14 protein-coding genes are annotated in these 19,545 nt (G+C 73.5%); 6 read left to right on the plus strand and 8 right to left on the minus strand.

Annotated features, from left to right (window positions below; all coding sequences use genetic code 11):
- Positions 1 to 2,244: 2,244 nt before the first annotated feature.
- Genes ABT023_RS24510 through ABT023_RS24525 form a run of 4 tightly spaced genes read right to left on the minus strand, consistent with a single transcriptional unit; the run spans position 2,245 to position 4,916 of the window.
- Entirely contained in the window at positions 2,245 to 2,403 is a 159-nt protein-coding gene (locus ABT023_RS24510) for a DUF6760 family protein (protein ID WP_350888745.1), read from the minus strand.
- Positions 2,400 to 2,876 carry a hypothetical protein gene (locus ABT023_RS24515; protein ID WP_091462644.1) on the minus strand — a complete coding sequence of 159 codons (477 nt, stop codon included), beginning with the start codon at positions 2,874 to 2,876 and terminating at the stop codon, positions 2,400 to 2,402. The genes ABT023_RS24510 and ABT023_RS24515 overlap by 4 nt, the downstream gene beginning before the upstream one ends.
- Positions 2,873 to 3,313 carry a phage tail protein gene (locus tag ABT023_RS24520; protein ID WP_350888746.1) on the minus strand — a complete coding sequence of 147 codons (441 nt, stop codon included), beginning with the start codon at positions 3,311 to 3,313 and terminating at the stop codon, positions 2,873 to 2,875. The genes ABT023_RS24515 and ABT023_RS24520 overlap by 4 nt, the downstream gene beginning before the upstream one ends.
- Positions 3,314 to 3,368: 55 nt before the next feature.
- On the minus strand, positions 3,369 to 4,916 hold the full coding sequence (locus ABT023_RS24525; protein ID WP_350888747.1) for a phage tail sheath family protein: 1,548 nt from the start codon (positions 4,914 to 4,916) through the stop codon (positions 3,369 to 3,371).
- A 206-nt stretch (positions 4,917 to 5,122) separates the two neighbouring features.
- On the opposite strand from ABT023_RS24525, the gene ABT023_RS24530 reads away from it, so the two are divergent.
- Positions 5,123 to 6,487 (plus strand): eCIS core domain-containing protein, encoded by a 1,365-nt coding sequence (locus ABT023_RS24530; protein WP_350888748.1) that lies wholly within the window; start codon positions 5,123 to 5,125, stop codon positions 6,485 to 6,487.
- 35 nt (positions 6,488 to 6,522) lie between these two features.
- On the opposite strand, the gene ABT023_RS24535 is transcribed toward ABT023_RS24530, so the two are convergent.
- The 4 genes from ABT023_RS24535 to ABT023_RS24550 all read right to left on the minus strand — a co-directional run bounded on the left by ABT023_RS24535 (position 6,523) and on the right by ABT023_RS24550 (position 13,327).
- Entirely contained in the window at positions 6,523 to 8,652 is a 2,130-nt protein-coding gene (locus tag ABT023_RS24535) for an AAA family ATPase (protein ID WP_350888749.1), read from the minus strand.
- Positions 8,649 to 9,461 (minus strand): Pvc16 family protein, encoded by an 813-nt coding sequence (locus tag ABT023_RS24540; RefSeq protein WP_350888750.1) that lies wholly within the window; start codon positions 9,459 to 9,461, stop codon positions 8,649 to 8,651. Before ABT023_RS24540 ends, ABT023_RS24535 begins: the two co-directional genes overlap by 4 nt.
- Positions 9,462 to 9,474: 13 nt before the next feature.
- Positions 9,475 to 12,456, minus strand: a complete 2,982-nt coding sequence (locus tag ABT023_RS24545; protein ID WP_350888751.1) for a hypothetical protein — start codon at positions 12,454 to 12,456, stop codon at positions 9,475 to 9,477.
- Positions 12,457 to 12,706: 250 nt separating this feature from the next.
- A complete protein-coding gene (locus tag ABT023_RS24550; RefSeq protein ID WP_350888752.1) occupies positions 12,707 to 13,327 on the minus strand; it encodes a helix-turn-helix transcriptional regulator in 621 nt (206 codons plus the stop codon).
- Positions 13,328 to 13,496: 169 nt separating this feature from the next.
- Here ABT023_RS24550 and ABT023_RS24555 point away from each other — a divergent pair, with 169 nt between their 5' ends.
- The 5 genes from ABT023_RS24555 to ABT023_RS24575 all read left to right on the plus strand — a co-directional run bounded on the left by ABT023_RS24555 (position 13,497) and on the right by ABT023_RS24575 (position 18,909).
- A complete protein-coding gene (locus ABT023_RS24555; protein ID WP_350888753.1) occupies positions 13,497 to 14,786 on the plus strand; it encodes a COG1470 family protein in 1,290 nt (429 codons plus the stop codon).
- 1,168 nt (positions 14,787 to 15,954) lie between these two features.
- Positions 15,955 to 16,557: a DUF3885 domain-containing protein gene (locus ABT023_RS24560; protein WP_350888754.1), complete on the plus strand. Its 603-nt coding sequence runs from the start codon at positions 15,955 to 15,957 to the stop codon at positions 16,555 to 16,557.
- A gap of 395 nt (positions 16,558 to 16,952) precedes the next feature.
- Positions 16,953 to 17,126, plus strand: coding sequence for a hypothetical protein (locus tag ABT023_RS24565; protein ID WP_165878060.1), 174 nt, complete (start codon positions 16,953 to 16,955; stop codon positions 17,124 to 17,126).
- Positions 17,127 to 17,820: 694 nt separating this feature from the next.
- Positions 17,821 to 18,330, plus strand: coding sequence for an HD domain-containing protein (locus ABT023_RS24570; RefSeq protein WP_350888755.1), 510 nt, complete (start codon positions 17,821 to 17,823; stop codon positions 18,328 to 18,330).
- Positions 18,331 to 18,426: 96 nt separating this feature from the next.
- Positions 18,427 to 18,909, plus strand: coding sequence for a hypothetical protein (locus tag ABT023_RS24575; RefSeq protein WP_350888756.1), 483 nt, complete (start codon positions 18,427 to 18,429; stop codon positions 18,907 to 18,909).
- Positions 18,910 to 19,545 lie beyond the last annotated feature (636 nt).

Genomic DNA, 19,545 nt, shown 5'->3' on the forward strand with positions numbered 1-19,545 from the left:
CACAGCGGAGCCGGAACCGTCCCGGGTGGCCGGGCCAGCCCCGGCGGCAGCCGTGTCTCCGGCCGGGGCGGGCCGGGCGTCGGAGCGGGCGGGTGGCTCCGGGCCGGTGCCACCTGAGGCGGTGGTGTCATCCGGAAGGTGGGGCGTCAGAGGCGCGTCGGCCCGCAGGGGTGCGACCGTCGTCCGTGGACCGGGCGCGGCGCCGGGCGTACCGGGGGTCCGCCACCGGAGCCGTTGGACCACCGGCCCGGTCGGCTCCCCGGCGGTACTCCGCCCGCCCGTCAAAGGCGCGCCCGTCAAAGGCCCGGCTGTCGTCGGCCCGGCCGTCGAGGGGCGGACCGGCACGCGTGGCGGAACGGACGCGGCGCGGCGCGGGCCCCCACCCGGGGCGACCGGCGACGGCCGTTCCCCCGACAGGCCGGCCGGGGCCCGGGCGACGAGCGGTGGCGCGGGTGACGGTTGCCGGGCCGCTTGCTCGGCGGCCGGAGTGGGATCCGGGGACCGTCCGACCCGGGAAAGCGGCGATGTGGCGGCCGGCAGTGCACCGGCCCGGTGGGCGTCCGCCGGCGAGTTTGTCGCGCCGGCTCCGACCGGTGGCCCCGGGCGCACCGCGGGCGGCGGCGCGGCGGCCGGCAGCGGCGGTCCCAGCCCGGCACGGACCGGCCGGTGGGGTGTCGGGGACGCACCGGTCTGCGGGTCGGCCGGGCGGCGCGCCGGGAAGGTGTCGCCGTCCGGGGTGCTCAGCTCGGGCGGGATCGGGGAGTACCGGACGACGGGCGGGGCGGTGTGACTCGCTCCGGCCGGCGACGCCGGGCCGGCCGTGGCCGTGGTCGTGTTCGCGGTCCTGGTCGTGGTCGCGGTCGTGTTCGGGGGCGGGGACGGAGCGGGCCCCGTCCCGGACCGGCGCGGGCCGTCCGGGCCGGACGCTGGGGTGGTGGGGACGCCGACCGTTCGGGTGGCCGCCGTCTGGGTGTCGGTCGCCCCGTCCGGTTCCCGTCCCGCCGGTGCCCGCTGCACCGTCGGGGGTGGACCGACCGGCCCGTCCCGGCCCGCCCGCGCACCGGCCCCGGCAGTCGGCGCGGGAGCGGCCCGGCGACCGGACGCGGTGGTCCGGGCGGTCCCGGGGAGCGCGGGGAGCGGATCACCGAGACCCGGTCGGGTGGTGCGGCGAACGGGGGGCGGGTCGCTCCGTGCCGGCGCGGGATCGGCGCGCGAACCGACCCGCGGGGTCCCCGGGGAGTCCGGGGCGGAGCCGGCCCCACCGGACAGCCCGGACGGCGGAGCGCCAGTTGGCGGACCGAGGGCCGGGGAGTCGCCGGTGCGCGGCGCGGCCTCGGCGGATCGGCGGGTGGGGGCGGCCGGGCCGGGGCGGGCCCGGCCGCCGGTCGGGGTGACGGGCCCGGCGGAGGGCGGGACGACAGCCATGTCCGAAGTGCCCGTCGGGGAGAGCGCGGTGACTCCGCTGGTGGGCTGGGTGGACGGGGTCCGGAAGGCCCGCTGGACCATGGTCAGCGGTGGGGCCGAGGGGGCGTCCGTGCGCGGGGTGCCGGTCAGTCGGCGGGTGGGGGCGGGTGGTGGCGCGGTCACCAGCGGCCTGGCCCGGGCCGAAGGGGCGGCGACCCCCGGCGGTCTCCCCCACCGGGTCGACCCGCCGTCGGCGGGCCGGGTCGGGGTCGGCCCGGGGAGGGCAGGCAGCGGTTGTCCGGGCGCGGAGCGGTGGACCGGGGCGGTTCCGGCGGCGTCCGGACGGTCGGCTCCCGCCGGCTCTGCGGGCGGGCGACCGGTTTCCGCCGCCGGACCGGTGGCAGGGCGGTCGGGGACGCGGCGCTGGACGGCTGGCAGGTGTGCGGTCGACCCCCGCTCGGACCCCGGTCGGAACGGACGTGGGCGGGCCAGATCGCGGGCCACCCCGAGGGGCGCCTGGTCGCTGACCAGGTGGTCGAGCGGCGTACGCAGGGTGGGGTCCTGGAAGGTGCCCAGCCGGTCGGCGAACCGGAGCAGGTCGGTGACCAGCACCGGCGCTGGGGTCAGGGCCCGTTGGATTGGCGGCAGGCTCCACCAGGCGGGATCGGCGGGCCCCGCCGGCCCGGCGTCGGGCGCCCGACCCGGGGCTGCCGATTCCGGTGCGGTGGCGGCCGGCGTCGGTTCAGGGCCGGGCGACGAGCGGACGACGGTGGGGCCGGCCACCCGGGCGCGGGTGTCGGCGGCCAGCCGCCGCATCCTGTCACGTAGCCCCATCGTGCCTCACTGACCTCCGTTCATCCTGGTGTTGATGCGGGCGATCTCACCCACGTACCGGGCCCGCTCGGCGTGGGTGAGATCGAGAATCTCGGCGCGCGGCCAGTGGAAGTGGTAGGCGACGTACGAAACCTCCTCGTGGAGCCGGTCGGCCCCGTACGTCACGATTCCCCCGGGCGACCACCCGCCAGGTCCACCTCGAACACCGACTCGCAGGAGGGACAGGTGACCTCGGCGAGGGTGTGCCCCTCGGCGTTGATCCGCCGGTACAGGTCCTGGAGGAAGGCCAGGTCGGAGGCGAAGAGCCGCTCGACGACCTCCGCGCGTACCTGGGTGATCGTGCCCAGCCGGGTGACCACCAGGCTGAGCAGGACGATCGACAGGTACGCCGGGTTCTGCTTGACCCGCAGGTCGACAAGTGGCGCCAGCTCGTCCCGGGCGGTGGCGAGCCGCATGCTGCCGTCCCGGTGCACGGTGCCGTCCTCGTCGACGTACCCCCGCGGTAGTTGGAAGGTGAACTCCGTCTGGAGCCGGACGGGCGCGGGTGGCGCGACCACCGGCGCGGCGGGCTCCTGCGGCCCGTCGGCCGGGTCGACGAGGGTGTCGAGGCCCCCGGCCGAGACGCCACGGCGTCTCATTGCGCGCTGATCTCCTCGTACACGACGGTGACCTTCTCGGTCGCCGCCGTCGGGTCGCCGGCCTTGAGCCCCGGCCCCTCCCACTTGCTCACCCACGCGTTGGTCAGGTCGAAGCGCCGGGTCTCGGACTTGTCGGCGTTGTTGAGGATGATGCTGATGTTCTGCCTGGCCGCCTCCACCGCGCCCTTGAGGAACGTCTCCTTGATCCAGTCGGTGAAGGCGCTGCTCTGGTCGAGCCCCCGGGTGATGGTCACCTCGCCGGCCTTCCTGGCACCGGGGATCTTGCGGATGATCAGCTCGCCGGTGGGGGTCACCGACTTGACCTCGATCGAGTCCAGCTCGACGGTCAGGCCGCTGACCTCCTGCACCAGCTCCACCTGGATGCCGCCCAGCTCCACCTGGAAGCTGTGCACGATGAGGGTGTCACCACTGGCCATCGTGGCCGCCTTTCGTCATGGTCGGTCCGGTCGTCGTACGCGGGGCCCGGCCCGGTCAGTCGCTGACCAGGCTGGTGCTGTCGGAGAACTGCGCCAGGCGGAAGACGACGAACTCGGCGGGCTTGACCGGACAGATGCCGATCTCGCACACCACCTGACCCCGGTCGATCACCTCCGGGGGGTTGGTCTCGTGGTCGCACTTGACGTAGAAGGCCTCGGCCGCAGTCGCCCCGAACAGGGCGCCCCGCCGCCACTCCTCGGTGAGGAAGGCGGCGATGTTGCGCCGGATGGTGCCCCACAGGCGTTGGTCGTTCGGCTCGAACACGACCCACTGCGTGCCGAGCAGGATGGACTCCTCGACGTAGTTGAACAGCCGCCGGACGTTGATGTAGCGCCAGGCCGGGTCCGAGGAGAGCGTCCGCGCGCCCCAGACCCGGACGCCGCGCCCGGGGAAGGCCCGGATGCAGTTGACCCCGATCGGGTTCAGCAGGTCCTGCTCACCCTTGGTGACGTTGTTCTGCAGGTCGACGACGCCCCGGACCACCTCGTTGGCGGGCGCCTTGTGCACCCCCCGCTCGGTGTCGTTGCGGGACCAGAGGCCGGCCAGGTGGCCGCTGGGCGGCATGAACACCGCCCGTCCGGTGCTCGGGTCGAAGACCTTCACCCAGGGGTAGTAGAGGGCCGCGTACCGGGAGTCGTACCCGGCCTCGTCCTGCCGCCAGCCGCGCACCTGCTGGGCGGTCAGCTCCGGCGGTGGGTCGAGCAGGACCATCCGGTCACCCATCTGCTCGCAGTGCGAGATCAGGGCGAGCTGGGCGGCCTTGACCGTCTCCAGGTCGACGACCCCCTGCTGGTACGCCCCCATCAGGTCCGGCGCGGCGACCATGGTGATCTCGTCGATGGCCTCCAGCCCGGCCAGGCCGGTGCGGGAGTCGACGTCCCCGACGAACTCGTCGGCCGACAGGGTCGCCGGCAGGGCGTCTGCGGGTGCTGCGGACGGGGCCAGGGTGACCGTCTGGTTGGCCGGCCGGGCCAGGGAGTTGGCCGGGGTGGCCTCCTCCATGGTGATCAGCTTGGACCGCTCGCGGACCTGGTTGACCACGGAGGTCTTGTTGCGCCGGAAGGAACCGTCGTACTCCTCGACCGGCTTGCCGTCGGAGTGGACGATCAGCCGGAACCGGTCCTCGCCGGCCCCCTCGCCCTCGACGTCGGCGACCTCCACGGTGACCTCGCCACCGGCGGCCGGCAGGGCGGCCACCCGGAACGTGCCGAGCGCCGACGGCTCACCGGCCGGCAGCGACTTCTGCGCGTCCCGGCCGCCGCTCTTGCGGCCGGCCGACGGGTCGCCGATCCGGACGACGTAGCAGACGCCGCCGCCGTTGGCGAAGTACCCGTACACCGCGTGCGCCAGGTGGACGCCCTCGACCATCCCCCCGAAGAGCTGGACGTACTGGCTCCAGTTGGTGACCAGGGTCGGCGTGTGGAAGGGCCCCTTCTCGGCGAATCCCAGGAAGGCGGTGACCGCGGTGCCGACGCCCTCGATGGGACGCGAACCGCTCTGCACCTCCTCCACGTACACGCCTGGGGACAGGTACGTCGGCATGCAAGCTCCTCTGCCAGGTCGGCGGACGCTGACCAGCCTGCTCGGCCGGGCAGCCGGCGGGAAGGTCCCTACGGACCGCGCAGGGGCAGACTCGCGCACCACAGGGGCAGGGACCGCGTTCCTGGCCGGACGACCCTCGACCGACCGTCCGAACCGGACCTACGATGGCTGTCGATGCCGACCTGCGGTCGAGGAGGTGCCCGGACGTGCGTCATCACCGGTCCGACCTGACATCGAGTCCCCAGGAGCGCCAGGCGCCGGCCCGGCCGGGGCCGGCCGCCGGCCGGCGGGCCGACGCCGTCGTACCGGGGCGGGCCGGTCCCGGGCGCAGCCCGCGGGAGGTCATCGCCCTACAGCGGACGGTGGGCAACCGCGCGGCAGCGGGGATGGTCGAGCAGGACCGGCACGAGCACGGCGCGGACTGCGGACACCCGCCGACCGAGCAGGTGCAGCGGTCGGTCGCCTCGGTGCTCGGCTCCGGCGGGCGGCCGTTGGACGACGCGACCCGGGGCGACATGGAGGCCCGGCTGGGGTCGGACTTCTCCGACGTGCGGATCCACGACGACGCGACGGCCCGGGCGTCGGCGGCCGGGATCGGGGCGCGGGCGTACACCTCCGGCAATCACGTGGTCCTCGGTGACGGAGGCACGGACCGGCACACCCTGGCACACGAGTTGACCCACGTGATCCAGCAGCGGTTGGGGCCGGTGGCCGGGACCGACAACGGGGCCGGGCTGCGGATCAGCGACCCGGGTGACCGGTTCGAGCGGGAGGCCGAGGCGAACGCCGCTCGCGCCCTCGCCACCGACCCCGCACCGCAGACGGCACAGGACACCGTCGAGTTGCCCCCGCTGACGCTGCCGGGGGCGCAGACCCCGGTGCAGCGGACGCCGAAGGCAGACGTGGGGGACACGGCGACGTCGACCAGTCGCAGCGAGCCGTACCCGGGTGGCGGGGGTCGTAGCACCCGTTCCAGCACCAGGAAGAAGAACCAGCCGGACCTGCCGGAGGCGGACCTCAACAGCCTGCGGCTGAGCTTCACCTCCGAGTACGAGGGTCCGGCCACGCAGCGACTGGACGAGAAGCAGGACATCGGCTTCTACCAGGTCGCCACCCTGCACGCGCCGGAGAACCTGCCCCGCAGCGTGACCGCGATCTACGACTTCAGGCAGCAGGTCAAGGACAGCTTCGTCTACTACGAGCGCGTGGAGGACGACGGGGACTTCGAGAAGAAGGAGCAGCGGCCCAGCGCCTGGGCGCAGGACGGTCCCTACCAACCGGAGTACGACGAGGCCCCGGAGGCGATCGCCGTCGGGAGCAACAGCATCGAGTTCAACGACCACCCGGGATGGTCGGGCCGGGTGGCCATGACTCCGGGCTCCTGGCTCGCCAGGTACTCGGTCAGCTTCAGGTGGAAGATCAAGCGCCGGGACGCCAGGGGCGGCACCTGGACCAGCCCGGCGGTCACCCACAACTTCACCTCCCCCTTCGCCCCCAACAACCCGGTGGAATCCGCACCGGTCACGGCGACTCCCGCCGGGGACACCGCCTGGGACGTCACGCTGACCTAGCGGGCCGGCGGCTGCCGTCAGGCGTGGCGGGGGCGTCAGGCTCGGCGGGGCCGGGCGCCGTTCGGCGGGGCCGGCAGGAGCAGGCGGCCCAGCTTGCGGTACTCGCGCTGCGCGGCCGTCATGACCATCGCCATGGTCACCGGCGTCCCGGCTGCGGCGGCCAGGTAGCCGGCGCTGACCGCGCAGGCCCGGATACCGCCCCCGCTCAGCTCGAACGCGCGGGCGCAGTGGTCCAGATCGACGTCGTCGGCGCGGGGCAGTTCGGCGCCGAGGCAGCGGTCCCACAGCGCCCGCCGCTGTGCCACGTCCGGGATCGGGAAGTCCACGACGACGTCGAGCCGGCGCAGGAACGCCTCGTCCAGGTTGGCCCGCAGGTTCGTGGTGAGCACCGCCACCCCGTCGAACGACTCCATCCGCTGCAACAGGTACGCGCTCTCCAGGTTGGCGTACCGGTCGTGGGCGTCGCTGACCTCGGAGCGCTTGCCGAAGATGGCGTCGGCCTCGTCGAACAGCAGCACCCCGTTGACCCCGGCCGCCTCGGTGAAGATCCGTTCCAGGTTCTTCTCGGTCTGGCCGACGTACTTGTCGACCACCGTGGAGAGGTCCACCACGTACAGGTCGAGGCCCAGGTCGGCGGCGACCACCTCGGCGGACATGGTCTTGCCGGTGCCGGAGTCCCCGGCGAACAGGGCCGTCACCCCGCGCCCCCGCCCCCCGCCGGGGCGCAGCCGCCACCCGCCCAACACCTGGTCCCGGTGGCGTACCCGCAACGCCAGCTCGGTGAGCTGGTCCCGGGCCGGGGCTGGGAGGACCAGGTCGTCCCAGCCGACGGCGGGCTCCACCCGTCGGGCCAGCTTCGCCAGCGCCGCCGCGTTCTGCGAGCGCACCCCCGCCCGGACGTGCCGGGTGGTGACCTGGTCGGAACCGTCGAGGACGGCCTGCTGGGCCGCGGCGACCGCCGCCCGCCGCACCTGGTCGGGTGCCAGCACGTACGCGGACAGTTCCCGCTCCGGGTCGACGTCGGCCGCCAGCCCCACCGAGCGTCCCGCCAGGGCGGCGTGCCACAGCCGGATCCGCTCCGCCGCCCCGGCCGGGGCGGCGGTCACCAGCAGCGGGGACCGGTCGGCCCAGTACGGGTCCCAGCGCAGCCGGCCGGTGAGCAGCACCGGCACCGGCAGGGCGGTGAGCCGGCGCAGCAGCCGGGCGTGGGCCGGGCCGGCCGCCGGGTCCAGGATGTCGACCGGGCCGACGACCAGGCCCGCCCGGCGCAGCCGGGCCTCCCGCACCACGACGGCGAGGGCCTCCTCCGGCGTCGGGTCGACGCCCAGCGCGTCCAGGTCGAGGGCCAGGACCGACCAGCCGGCCGCGAGCAGGGCGGCGGCGGCCAGTTCGTCGGCCGCCCCGCCGGGTTCCTCGCGCAGGTAGACCAGCCGGTCACCGGCGCGCAGCGCCGCCGCCAGCCCGTCGGTGACGGGTTGCCGATCCGCCGGCCGGGGCACCCGGCGGACCAGGCCGTCGGCACGCCCGTCGCCGCCGTCCTGCCCGAGGAGGTGGCCGGTGACCCGGTCCGGCACCCGCAGGCTCCGGGTCAGGAACGGGCGGTCGTCCTCCTCGACGAGGAGCAGACCACCGGCCACCAGCGGGCCGGTGCCGGCCAGGCGGGTCCGAGCCGCCCCGCTGACCGGGGAGACCCCGCACAGTCCCAGGGCCAGCCCGGTCGTCGCCCGCCGCCGGGTCACGTCGTCGTTGAGGTATCCGTAGAGCCGCTCGTACCGCTGGTCGAGGTCGGGCAGGAGCGCGATCAGCAGCAGTTCGACGTCCAACGGCGTCAGTGCGAAGTCCTCGGCCAACTCCCGCAGCGGCACCCGGCCACCCGCCGACCGGGCCCGGTCGGCCCACCGGTCGGCGGTCGCCACCGCCTCGGCCGCGATCTCGTCCGGGGCGGGTGGCACCGGATCGTCCACGAGCCGCCAGGCGTCCTCGTCGGAGACGTGCAGCCCCCGCAGCGGGTCGTCCGGGGCCGGGTCCGCGGCGCGCGCGGTGGCGACGGCCCGCCGGACCCGCTGCTCCACCAGGAACAGCCGGGCCCGCAGGTACGTCGTGCCCGGCGGTTCGGTCCGCTCGGGTTCCGGGGCCGTCCGGGCGTCCTCGCGTACGGCGGTCACCGGCGGCCGTCCCCGATCGGCCCGCCGGTGCCCTGGCGTCGCTGCCGCTCGGCGGCGGTGCCCCGCGCCCGGCGTACCCCGATCGGGGTGGCGGTCTCCCCGGGGGCGGGGTCCGGGTGGCGCAGCCGCCGGGTCTCCGTCCCGGCGGGCGGCTGTTGCGCCGCTGCGTCGCCCGGGCGGTGGGCGCGGGGGCGGGGGGTCCGTCCGGGGCCGGCCCGGTGGTCGTCCGGGTCGGAGTCGGCCCGGGCGCCGGCGCGCAGCCGGAGCCCGTCGGTGACCGGCTGGGCCGCGAAGGCCGTGGACGCCGCGATCGGCGTGGTCACCACCAGGTCCAGCGACGGCTTCAGCGAGCCGCCGAGGGCGGACCAGATGTCGGCCAGGCCCCGGTCCCGCCTCGGCGGCACCGCGATGCTCATCGGCACGGTCAGCCCCAGGTCGGCGAGGCCGCCGACCAGCCGGCCCGGGGGCAGCACGTCGTGGGTGACCAGCCCGGCCAGCAGCACGGAGAGCAGCCGGTGCTCGTCCTGCGGCTGGGCGGTCCACGCGGTCACCAGGTACGACAGGGCGAAGTACCGGGGCGGTCGGTGCTCGGCGACGACCACGCCGTCCGCGTCGCATTCCTCGATCCGGCCCTCCCGGCGGTGGGCCATCTCCTCCCGCACGTCGTAGAGGAACAGGTTCACCGTCGGGGCGTTGCGCCGGGCCTCCCACTCCCGGGTCGGCGCGTCGAAGGCCAACTGCACGTCGGTGCCGGCGAGCAGTTCCTCGGTCAGCAGCGCGTGCAGCGCCTCGTCCACCTCGTTGATCATCGTCGTCGTCCCCTCACCAGCCACGACCGAGCAGGCCGGGCGGCTGTTGGGCGGGCATGACCACCCGGAAGTCGGTGCGGACCGGGCCGAACCCCGGGCCGGTGGCCAGGACCTTCCGCGGGCCGAGCTGGTCGCGCGGCACCACCAGGAGCTGGGCCGCGAACGTGCCGTCGGCCGCAGGCACGGCCGGGTTCGCCGCCACGGTGAGGCCGACGTCCCAGGCCAGCCGCACCGGCACGCCGGGCGGGAAGTCGGTGCCCCGGACCGAGGTGACGAAGCCCGGCGGCCCGATGTCCGGGACGGCCACGATCCGGGGCCGCACCACCCGGAACGGCGCCCGGGCGGTGTCGGCCAGCCCGCCGTCGCCGGCCACCACGCCACGGACCGTCGTCGCCGTCGCCGCGGTCGGGGCCAGCACGAAGGTCAGCGTCCGGCGGGCGCCCGGGGCCAGGTCGGGAACCGGGCAGGAGGTCGCGGCGCAGCCCGCCGGGCGGGTACGGACCGGCACCCGGGCCGGCAGCACGGGGGTGATCCGTACCCCGGTCACGCCCTGGCCGCCGGTGTTGCGGACGGTGTAGGTGACCGTGACCAGCCCGCCCACGTACCCGGGGGTGGGGTTGACCGTCACCGTGATCTCCAGGCCGGTCGGGGCCGGGCGGGTCGGCGTCGGCGTCGGGGTCGCCGTCGGGGTGGTCGTCGGCGCGGGAACCGGGGTGACGGTCACCGGCACGGACGCCTCGTTGTCCGAGGGCCGGGCGTCGGCCGTCCAACCCCCGACCGACCAGGCCAGCGGGTACGTCCCGGCGGTCACCCCGGTCAGCTCGACGCGCACCCGGACGGTGTTGCCCAACCCGACGGCGCCCAGGTCGCAACCGGGCGGGTCGACCTGGCAGGAACCCGCCTCCGGCTCCAGGGCGGTGACCTCGACGCCGTCCGGCACCCGCAGGTCGAGGCGGACGTTCGTGGCCGGGGTCGGCCCCCGGTCGGTGACCGTCAGGGTCAGGGTGGTCCGCTCGCCGACCCGCACCGGCGCCGGTGGCTCCAGGACCGTCGTGGCCAGGTCCACCGACCGCTGCCAGGTCGGCTTCCGGTGCCGGCCGGGCAGCTCCCAGGTCAGCCCGTCCAGCACGCCGGTGTCGAAGTCGTACGTCTTGACGTACTCGGGGCTGGCCGGGTCGGTGTACCGGCGGGAGTTCAGGGCGAGCCGGTGCCCCTCCGGCGACCAGGCCACGTCCCGGGGCCGGTGCGGGCCGTCCGACGGGGCGGTCAGCGGGCCGGCGCAGTCCGCCTCCGGGGTCTGCGGCGCCAGCACCCGGCAGTCGCCGCCGACGGTGTCGGTGACGACCAGCCCGTCGGCGCCCCGCCCGAAGGCGATCCGGGTGCCGTCGGGGGAGAAACTCGGGCCGTAGTCCGCCCCGGTGCACCCCGGGCAGCCCGCGGCGGTCAGGTCCCGCTGCCCGGTGCCGTCCCGCGCGTCGACCGTCCACACGTGGCTGTCCGCCGCCGCCCCCTCCGGCTGCCCCCGGACCAGCGCCAGCGCGGACCCGTCCGGCGACCACGCGGGCTGGCTGTCGGACCGGTCCGCGCCGGCCCCCGGCGGCACCGTGAGCAGGCGCTCCCCGGTGTCCACGTCAGCCACCACCACCCGGCTCGGCCCGCCCGGGCCGGCCAGGGCGTACGCGACCCGGGTGCCGTCCGGGGACCAGACCGGGTCGGTCTCCAGGTCCGCGTCCGCGCGGCCGGCGAGGACGAGCGGCCGGGGGTTGCCGCCGTCGGCGTCGACCACCCAGAGGCGCGAGACCCGGCGGCCGGCCACAGTCTCGAACCGGTTCACCACGATCCGCCGGCCGTCCGGGGAGTAGTCGGGGCGGGCGGTCCAGGGGTCGCCGTCGACGGGCCGCCAGAGCCGGTCCGGGTCGGTCGCCGCGCCCGGGTCCTCCCGCAGGACGGTCAGTCCGAGGTCCCGGGGGTCGGTGGCGTCGGGGCGGATGTCCTGCAACGTCACCGTGTACCGATCCGGCGCGGTGGTCCGGCTGACCAGCAGGCGGGGCGGGCCACCGCCCGGCGGGACGTACCAGGCGGGGTCCCCGACGAGGCGGTCCTCGGCGAGGCGGAGCACCGCCTCGCAGGGGCACCAGTCATCGCGCGGCACCCCGGTGTAGACCAGGTCGACTGCGCCCCGGGCACCGTCGGTGTTGGTGGTCCGGCTGAGGAACGCCAGCGTGGTCCCGTCCGGCGACCAGCTCGGCCGGTGGCTCTCCCAGAGCGCGTTGAGCAGCAGCCGGTCGTCGCCCCCGGCACTGTTCATCAGGTGGATCTGCCGCTCGTCCGGGCGCTGCGGCGCGGCCGTGTACGCGATCCGGTCGTGCGTCGGATCCGGGTCCCAGGCGGGCTCCCCGGCCCCCTCCGGCCGGGCGGTCAGGGCGGTGACCGGCCCACCGCCGGCCGGCACGCGCCGGACCTGCGGCACGCCCGCGTCGTCGCGGCACTCGAACGCCAGGGCGGAGCCGTCCGGCGACCAGGTGGGCCGCCGGTTGTCGCCGGTGCCGTCGGTGACCTGGCGCAGGCCGGTGCCGTCGGTGCCGATCACGAAGATGTCGCGCCAGCTACCGACGCCCTCCCGGGTCAGCTCGAAGGCGATCCGGCTGCCGTCCGGAGACACCGAGGGCGAACCGGCCACCTGCACCGGGTCGTCGGTCAGCCGAACCGGCTCCCCCGCACCGCGCCGCATCCACAGTTGGGCCAGCTCCGACTCCCGCCGGCTGACCCAGGCGACCACGTCCCCACCGGCGGACGCCTCGTCGTCGAAGTGCGCCGGCCCGCCGCCGAACAGCGGCACGGCGGTCGCCGTCGCCCCGGAGCCCTCGACCAGGCCGATGCTCCGGTGCCCGGTGCCCAGGTAGGCGACCCGCAGGTCGGTGACCGGCGGCGGGTCGGCCGGCTCGGCGTACGACACCCGGCCGGGCGGGACGGCCAGCGCCCATGCGCCCAGCAACGCGGAGACCGCGGTGACGGCGGCTACGAGGGGGGACCTTCGGAAGGGACGCAATCGACACCTCGGCGGTGGGAGACGGCGGGGCGGGAGGGTGGCGGGCGGCCACGTCGCGCACGGCCCAGGCGGTCATCATCGACGCGGTGACGGCGTCCGGCACAGGGACTGCCGGCCAGGGACCGGGGCAGGACCCGCGTCGGTACGGGCAACGGACCCCGTCCCGACGGACGGGCCACCGGGACGGGGTGCCGGCTCAGATCAGGTCGTGTCGCAGCGCGTATGCCACCGCGTGGGCCCGGTTGCGCAGGTGCAGCCGGGTGGTCATGCCGTGCACGACGTTCTTCACGGTCCGCTCCGAGTAGGACAGCTTGGTGGCGATCTCCCTCGTCTCGAACCCGTCGGCGACCAGCCGCAGGACGTCGACCTCGCGGGCGCTCAGCCCGCCCAGGGTCAGCCCCCGGGGGTCGAGCACCTCCCGCTGGAGTCGACGCATCTGGTTCAGCAGCCGACCGAGCAGGTCGGCCGGGACGTTCCCCTCGCCCCGGGCCGCCGAGAGGATCACCTCGACCAGGCGGCTGCCGGACGCCTCGCCCCGGCGTACCACCCCCACCACCCCACACTCGACAGCGGCCGACAGTTGGCCGTCGTCGATGGTGGACGGCACCAGGACCAGCCGGGTCTGCTCCCGGCGCAGCCGCCGCAGGGTCTGCACTCTCTGCGGCGTCAGGCTGTCCACGACGACCAGGGTCACCGCCGCCTCGGCGGCCTCCGCCTCGGCCACAATTCGGACCTCCGGGCGACCCGTGAGCTGGCCCGTCACGCCTGTCACCAAGATCGGATCCGTCGCGTGCACGTAGACCGGTACCCGCTGCATCCTCGTCTCCTCACTCCCCGGCCGTCGGTCCGCGCGCCGACGGCCGGGAGAGTATGCGTGTCGTGTCTTTGCGTGTACTTAACGTCGTCTCGGCGGGCAGCCACCTCTGCCCGCCGGCATACCCCGATGGCCCCTGACAGCCCGGGAAACCGCTCTTACGCTCGGCCAGATGCGCGCATCGGCGAATCTGGCCAGCACCTCCGTGAGCGTCGCCCCCGGCGGCGAGATCGAGGTCCCGGTCACCGTGCGGAACGCCGGCGACACGGTCGAGGCGTACCGGTTCGAGGTCCTGGGCGTCCCGGACGAGTGGGTGACGGTGGAGCCGACGTCCCTCACCCTCTATCCGGCCGGCTCGGGCACCGTCGTGGTCACCTTCCGCCCGCCCCGGTCCGCCCGGGTGGACGCCGGGGACCGGCGCTTCGGGGTCCGGGTCGTCCCCTCCGAGTACCCGGACTCGGCCCTGGTGGAGGAGGGCGTCCTCACCGTCGAGCCGTTCTTCGAACTGGCCGCACAGGTGCAGCCGCCGTCGCGGAGCGGGCTGCGCGGGGCCCGGTACCGGATCGACACCGACAACCTCGGCAACGTGACCGAACCGGTCGGCTTCGCCGCCGCCGAGGGCACCGACCAGGTGACGTTCGTGCTGCCGGCCGAGCCGGTCGAGGTTCCCAACGGCACGCGTGCCGAGACCCGGCTGCGGGTCCGAGCCCGCCGGCTGCTCTGGTGGGGCGAGCCGAAGGAGTACCCGTTCACCGTCGAGGTGCGGCCCTCGGACGGCCGGGCCCGTGCCCTGGACGCCACCTTCGTCCAGCGCCCGGTGATCTCGGCGGGGCTGCTGAAGCTGCTCGCGGCGCTGCTGGCCCTGCTCCTGGCGCTGGCCGCGATCTGGTTCGGGCTGCTGCGCCCGCAGGTGAAGACCGCCGCCCGGGAGGCGGTGGAGGCGGAGAAGGCCCGGCAGGTCGCGCAGGGCGAGGCGGTGCCGACCACAGCGCCGAACCCGGTTCCTCCGGCCGCGTCGCCGACCACGCCGGGCGGTGGCGCACCCGGCGGCGGTACGACCGACGGGGGCGGGGTCGGCGGTCCCAACGGGGGCCTCGGCGGTGAGCAGTTCTCCGTCGCCGTCACCTTCCGCACCAGCCCCAACGGGTCGGCGGAGCGGAGCTACACCGTCCCCGAGGGGCGGACGTTCCTGCTGACCGACTTCCTGGTCGACAACGTGCAGGGCGACGAGGGCACGCTGACGGTCACCGCCAATCAGGTGCGGGTGGTCACCTACGCCCTGGAGAACTTCCGCAACCAGGACTATCACTCGGTCACCCCCATCCGGGTCCCCGCCCGCGCGAAGGTGACCCTGACCGTGGTCTGCCGTCGCCCGGGCACCCCGGCCAACGCCCCCCGGGCCACCACCTGCCGCGAGTCGCTCTACCTCAACGGAGTGCTCACCAAGGCGCCGGAGGACTGACCCGGTTCATTTCTCCCGCGCTCCGGGTGAGTTCCCCCCGCTTTCGTGGATCGGGCCGAGCATGCCCAGTGAACTGTGGTGGCGTTTCCGGTGTGGAAGATCTTGAGGTACTCGAAGATCGCGTTGGCCAACTCGATGCGGGTGCGGGTGGATAACTCCTCGGCACGTCACTCCTCAAAACGACGAAAGTCAACTAAAACGACTCCATCGAACCGGGGAACATCAATCTGGCTTGACCTGGCTCGCCAGGCTCGCCGCCACGTCCAAGGACTGACCGCCGTTGACCCTCGGCTCCCGTGCCAACGGGCACGGCCGTACTGCTCTTGCAGTCCGCCAACTGTCCCGTCCGGCCAAATCTGGCACCTTCCGTGGCCAGTCCACTTCCGAGCCTCGATCGGCAACGATGGGCGGCATGGCTCGGCGGATGGAACTGAAGACGTGCAACGACCTACCCGGGAAGGCAAGGTGACTCAGCGCTCGCAGCACCAGCGGGGCCGGTGCACCGTCTGTAAACGCCTCGTAGCCCTCACCGCTGACGGAAGAGCTGCGCGGCACAACGGCACCGTTCGTGCCTACGCCCCGCCCGAGGAGTGCCCCGGGGGTGGACAGCGAGCGGAAGCCACGGGGTCATGAGCAACAGCGCGCCTGCGTAGATGCCAAGTCAATCCGGACAGGTGCCACGGTGGTGCCAACTACAGCCGGACGGCGCCAGGTCCGTCCGGACGGGACACCAACGCGGCCGGCTGGCGCGGCCGATGCCGGCCGGAGGTCGCCAGCAGGCCGGGCTGGGCCGGCGCGGCCCGCTTGCGGGCCGCCTTGATTCCCAAGAGCGAACGATTCGGCAACGTTCCAACTGGACGCTCGAGACTTGACCAGCGGTCAAGCAGCGCTAGCCGGCTCCAACTTGACTGATCTTGGTTCCCAGAACGGCGAAAGAGCCGACCCGATGTCCGGATCAGCCCTTTGACCTGCGTCGGGACGGCCGGATTCGAACCGACGACCCCTTGACCCCCAGGACGATTCGGCACACGTTCACGCACGTCACGCACGCTCCGCATTCCCGCAAGCAGTGCGACCAGTCTCTTGTCGTTGGCTCTGGTGCACGTTGTGTGGTCCCTGTCCGGTCCCCGCTGAAGCTGCCCCTTCTCACCTGAGGTAGAACAACCCGGTGACCCCGAGCCAAGAACTGACCCCGCAGACCTTGACGGACCTGTGGGAGCAGAGTTGGCCCGAATGCCCGCCGTTCGGCCACTGGCTTGGCGGTCACTACCCGGACCGGTGGGTGAGGTTCCACAGCCTGCCAGGATCGAAGCGGTACCCAGACAACGAGAACGAATACACGATCGTGCTCGACCGGCACTACACAACGCTGTCAGAGCTCGGTCCAGGTGCCGCCCTTCTCGTTGTTACCAGCGAGTGGACAGAGAGCCCGGCAAGCACGCCCCAGAGGTGGCCGAGGCGTTCAGAAGTCGCGCCGTCGGCATGGCACTGGCAGACCCTTCTGGAAGACCCCGAGGAAGCGCCTGAGTACCGCAGCTACACGCAGCTCCACGCCGAGACGATCCCGTGGCGACCGGGCACGATCGATGTCCTGTTGAGGGCCGTCGCCGACTATGAGTTGGCCAACGTGCTCCTTGCGCCCACCGACCTTCGGTGGCTGTACCACCCCTACGACGGTGGAGCCGATGTCATCCTGCCGACGCCAGAGCAACGGGACGCACTAAAGGCACAGCACCAGGATTGGCTTTCGGAGCACCCGTCCGGACTCTAGATACCGCCAGGGCGTCGCCCTTGACCAGCGGTCAAGGAGCGCCACCCGCAACGACCTTGACCGATCTTGGTCCCCAGGACGCCAAAAGAGCCGACCCGAAATACGGATCAGCCCTCTGACCTGCGTCGGGACGGCGGATTCGGACCGACGACCCCTTGACCCCCAGGCAACCAACCCGGCCCCGTAACCTGCTACTTCACTTGCTCCCATCTCCTGTGGCAGCCCCCGCCGTGCATCCTCGTCTACCGGCATCCGTCGCGATCGTCACCCAGATAGTCACTCAGCTGGTCGCCCACGGCGATGCTCGATAAGTCAGAGCGCCAGACCCCCGCACGCCGCCGAGGCCGCCTTCGGCAGAATATTGATCAACTAGTCCTGCCAATCACGGGAGTGTCATGGCCAGAGCCAAAGATGAAGCGGGCGACACACGGAACGCGTTCAAGAGCCTGTTGGCGATCGGCAGCCTCAGCGGCATCGCGCTGGTTGCCATCGTGGCACTCGTTGTTCTCCTGTGCTGCGCTCCCTGCCTCTGGTATCGATCCCTCTCGCCAGACCTGCCCTTCAACTGAATCCGTCCGGCCGGCACGTCAAGCGGACGTTGACGCACGGACGGACGCTGCCGGAACAGCCTGAGTCGGTGTCGGCTGTCGTGTCACGGGCCGCGGCCTCCGGCGGACACGCCACAGTGGCGCAGTTGACCTAACCTCGCCCGGCACGGACCCGGCTCCCGGGGTCGGCGCTGGCCACCGGCGGCCACCCCTCCCCCTCCCAGGTGAGCGGTTTTGACCGACCCTGAGCGGCTGTGAAGCCGGCTCCTGGACGACCGGCATGCCTCGCGCGGCCACCGCCCCATGCCTGGGGCGTGCCGCGCGGACCCGGCGGCGTCCTTCCCTGCGCCCGCGCTGCTCGGGCGCGGCGCGGCCGGCTGCCGCCGCCGCCGAGCCTCCACCACTTCCCCGCTATCTCGTCTGCGGTGGCCCCGGCCTCCCCGATCTCCGCGCCAGCCGCTGGGCGTGTTGCGTGGCCGGAGCCGGAGCGCCAGCGGAGCGACGGACGCGCGCCCTGGCGGCGGCGCGTGCGGCCCGTTCAGGGCCGCCTTGAAGACGTACAGAAAGTTTGAACCACTCCGTCGGCAGCCGGCGGCCTCGTCTCGCTGCGTCCGGAGACGGGATGGTGCGGGCTGGTTGCGCTCCGCACCCTGACGGGATGGCCGCCTTCGTCGATACCGCCCGGGAAGTTGCGCGACAACTGTTAGGGACGCCGTTGCCCCGTCGATGGAGTCACGTCCAGGCGGTCGCCGCCAAGGCGGACAGGATCAGCGCAGCGGTACCGGTCGAGGATCGGGAGGTGCTCGTGGCCTCGGCACGGCTGCATGACGTGGGCTACAGCCCCGACCTCGTCGACACCGGCTTCCACTCCCTCGACGGTGGCCGATGGCTGCGGCACGATCGGTTCAACGAGCGGATTGCCGCCCTGGAGGCTCACCACTCCTGCGCGTGGCTGAGGGCCGAGGAACGTGGGCTCGGTGAGGTCCTGGCCGCCGAGTTCCCTCGGGAGGAAACTGCGGTGACCGACGCGCTCTGCTTCTCGGACATGACGACCGGGCCGGACGGGCAGGACTTTGAGGTGCTGGAACGGCTCGCGGAGATCCGGTCGCGGTACGGGCCGGAGCACCTGGTGACCCGGTTCATCTGCCGGGCGGATCCGGAGATGGTCGCCGCCGTGCAGCGGACCCAACGCCGGCTCGCGGGCAGCGTCGCTCAGCCGATGTAGGGCTCCGGGCGTTCCTCGTAGCCGTGGTTGGTTCGAGGCAGGGTCGACGGGTGGATGCGGCTACCCGACTGGCAATCTGGGCCTACGCTCGTGCGCATGAACGTGTCGCGGGTTCGCCTGCTTACCTGCATGGTCATGCCGCTCCTGGCGGCCTGCGGCGCCGAGTCCTCCGGCCCGGGGGAGGCCGCGCCGACGACTTACACCTGCTGCGAGGCCCAGGACGTCGACAGGCTGTACCAGCCTGGTCAGACTTTGACTGTGCATTGGACTGTCGACTCGCCGGAGGAGCCGGGCGGGAACCCACCGCAGGTCGAGTTGGCAGCACGCCTGACAGGTCCGTTCGCCGCTGTAGGTGACCTCAAGGCCGCGACCGAGGGCGCCCCAACCGTGCCGGGGCTGGTCACCTTCGCGGCCGCACCGGTTCGACCATCCGGTACGCCCGACGAACGACCCATCAGCACCATCGTGATCGGTCCTGACGCCAAGCCGGGTTACTACAACCTGGCCACCTCGGTGGTCGGCGACGACAACACGGCGAGCAGCGGGGACAGCATCGTCCGGGTAGTGCCCAAGCCCTGAGGGCCGGGCTCGCGGCCCGTGTACGTCAGGCGGACGGCCCAGACGCCACTCTGCCTCCATCCCCCGATAGGTGCCAAAAACTGCGGCGCCCCGTCGGGGTCAAGGGTGGCCGTAGGCCATCGGCGTGCAGCGCGCTTGGCGCCGGCCGGGTGGCGTAGAGGATCGGGCACCCGGGGGATGAACCACACACTGGTCCTCATCGCCATCGAGCCGCGGACAGTGCCCACGCGGCTCGGGGGCAAGCAGCTCTGCTGCGCGGCAGCGATCGCCCCAACCTCGACGGAGAGCAGCCCCGACGGCAATCCTTCATGTCCTTGGTGGTTCCGTCAGCGTGACCGCCGGCCCGGCCGATGCCGGCCGGAAATCGCCAGCAGGCCGGAGCCCGCTGGCCGGCCACGGCCCGCTGGCGAGCCGCCTTGACGAAGCGCAGAGAGCAGCTCAGCAACACAGTTGGCCCAGCTGGCTACATGGTTTGACCGACGGTCAAGAAGCGTCAGGACAACTCCAACTTGACCGATCTTGGTCCCCAGAAACGCAAAGAGGGTCGATCCGCGTATCGAATCAACCCTCTGACCTGCGTCGGGGCGGCCGGATTCGAACCGACGACCCCTTGACCCCCAGGACGCTTCGCCACAC

The sequence above is a fragment of the Micromonospora sp. NPDC002296 genome (genome assembly GCF_040296145.1).
In the GTDB taxonomy this organism is placed as follows: Bacteria; Actinomycetota; Actinomycetes; order Mycobacteriales; family Micromonosporaceae; genus Micromonospora.

Excerpts from the sequence above, each read along its gene's own strand:
- ABT023_RS24555 (WP_350888753.1), top strand. The coding sequence starts at position 13,497 with ATGCGCGCATCGGCGAATCTGGCCAGCACCTCCGTGAGCGTCGCCCCC.
- ABT023_RS24575 (WP_350888756.1), top strand. The coding sequence starts at position 18,427 with ATGAACGTGTCGCGGGTTCGCCTGCTTACCTGCATGGTCATGCCGCTC.
- ABT023_RS24565 (WP_165878060.1), top strand. The coding sequence starts at position 16,953 with ATGGCCAGAGCCAAAGATGAAGCGGGCGACACACGGAACGCGTTCAAG.
- ABT023_RS24520 (WP_350888746.1), bottom strand. The coding sequence starts at position 3,313 with ATGGCCAGTGGTGACACCCTCATCGTGCACAGCTTCCAGGTGGAGCTG.
- ABT023_RS24515 (WP_091462644.1), bottom strand. The coding sequence starts at position 2,876 with ATGAGACGCCGTGGCGTCTCGGCCGGGGGCCTCGACACCCTCGTCGAC.
- ABT023_RS24540 (WP_350888750.1), bottom strand. The coding sequence starts at position 9,461 with ATGATCAACGAGGTGGACGAGGCGCTGCACGCGCTGCTGACCGAGGAA.
- ABT023_RS24525 (WP_350888747.1), bottom strand. The coding sequence starts at position 4,916 with ATGCCGACGTACCTGTCCCCAGGCGTGTACGTGGAGGAGGTGCAGAGC.
- ABT023_RS24550 (WP_350888752.1), bottom strand. The coding sequence starts at position 13,327 with ATGCAGCGGGTACCGGTCTACGTGCACGCGACGGATCCGATCTTGGTG.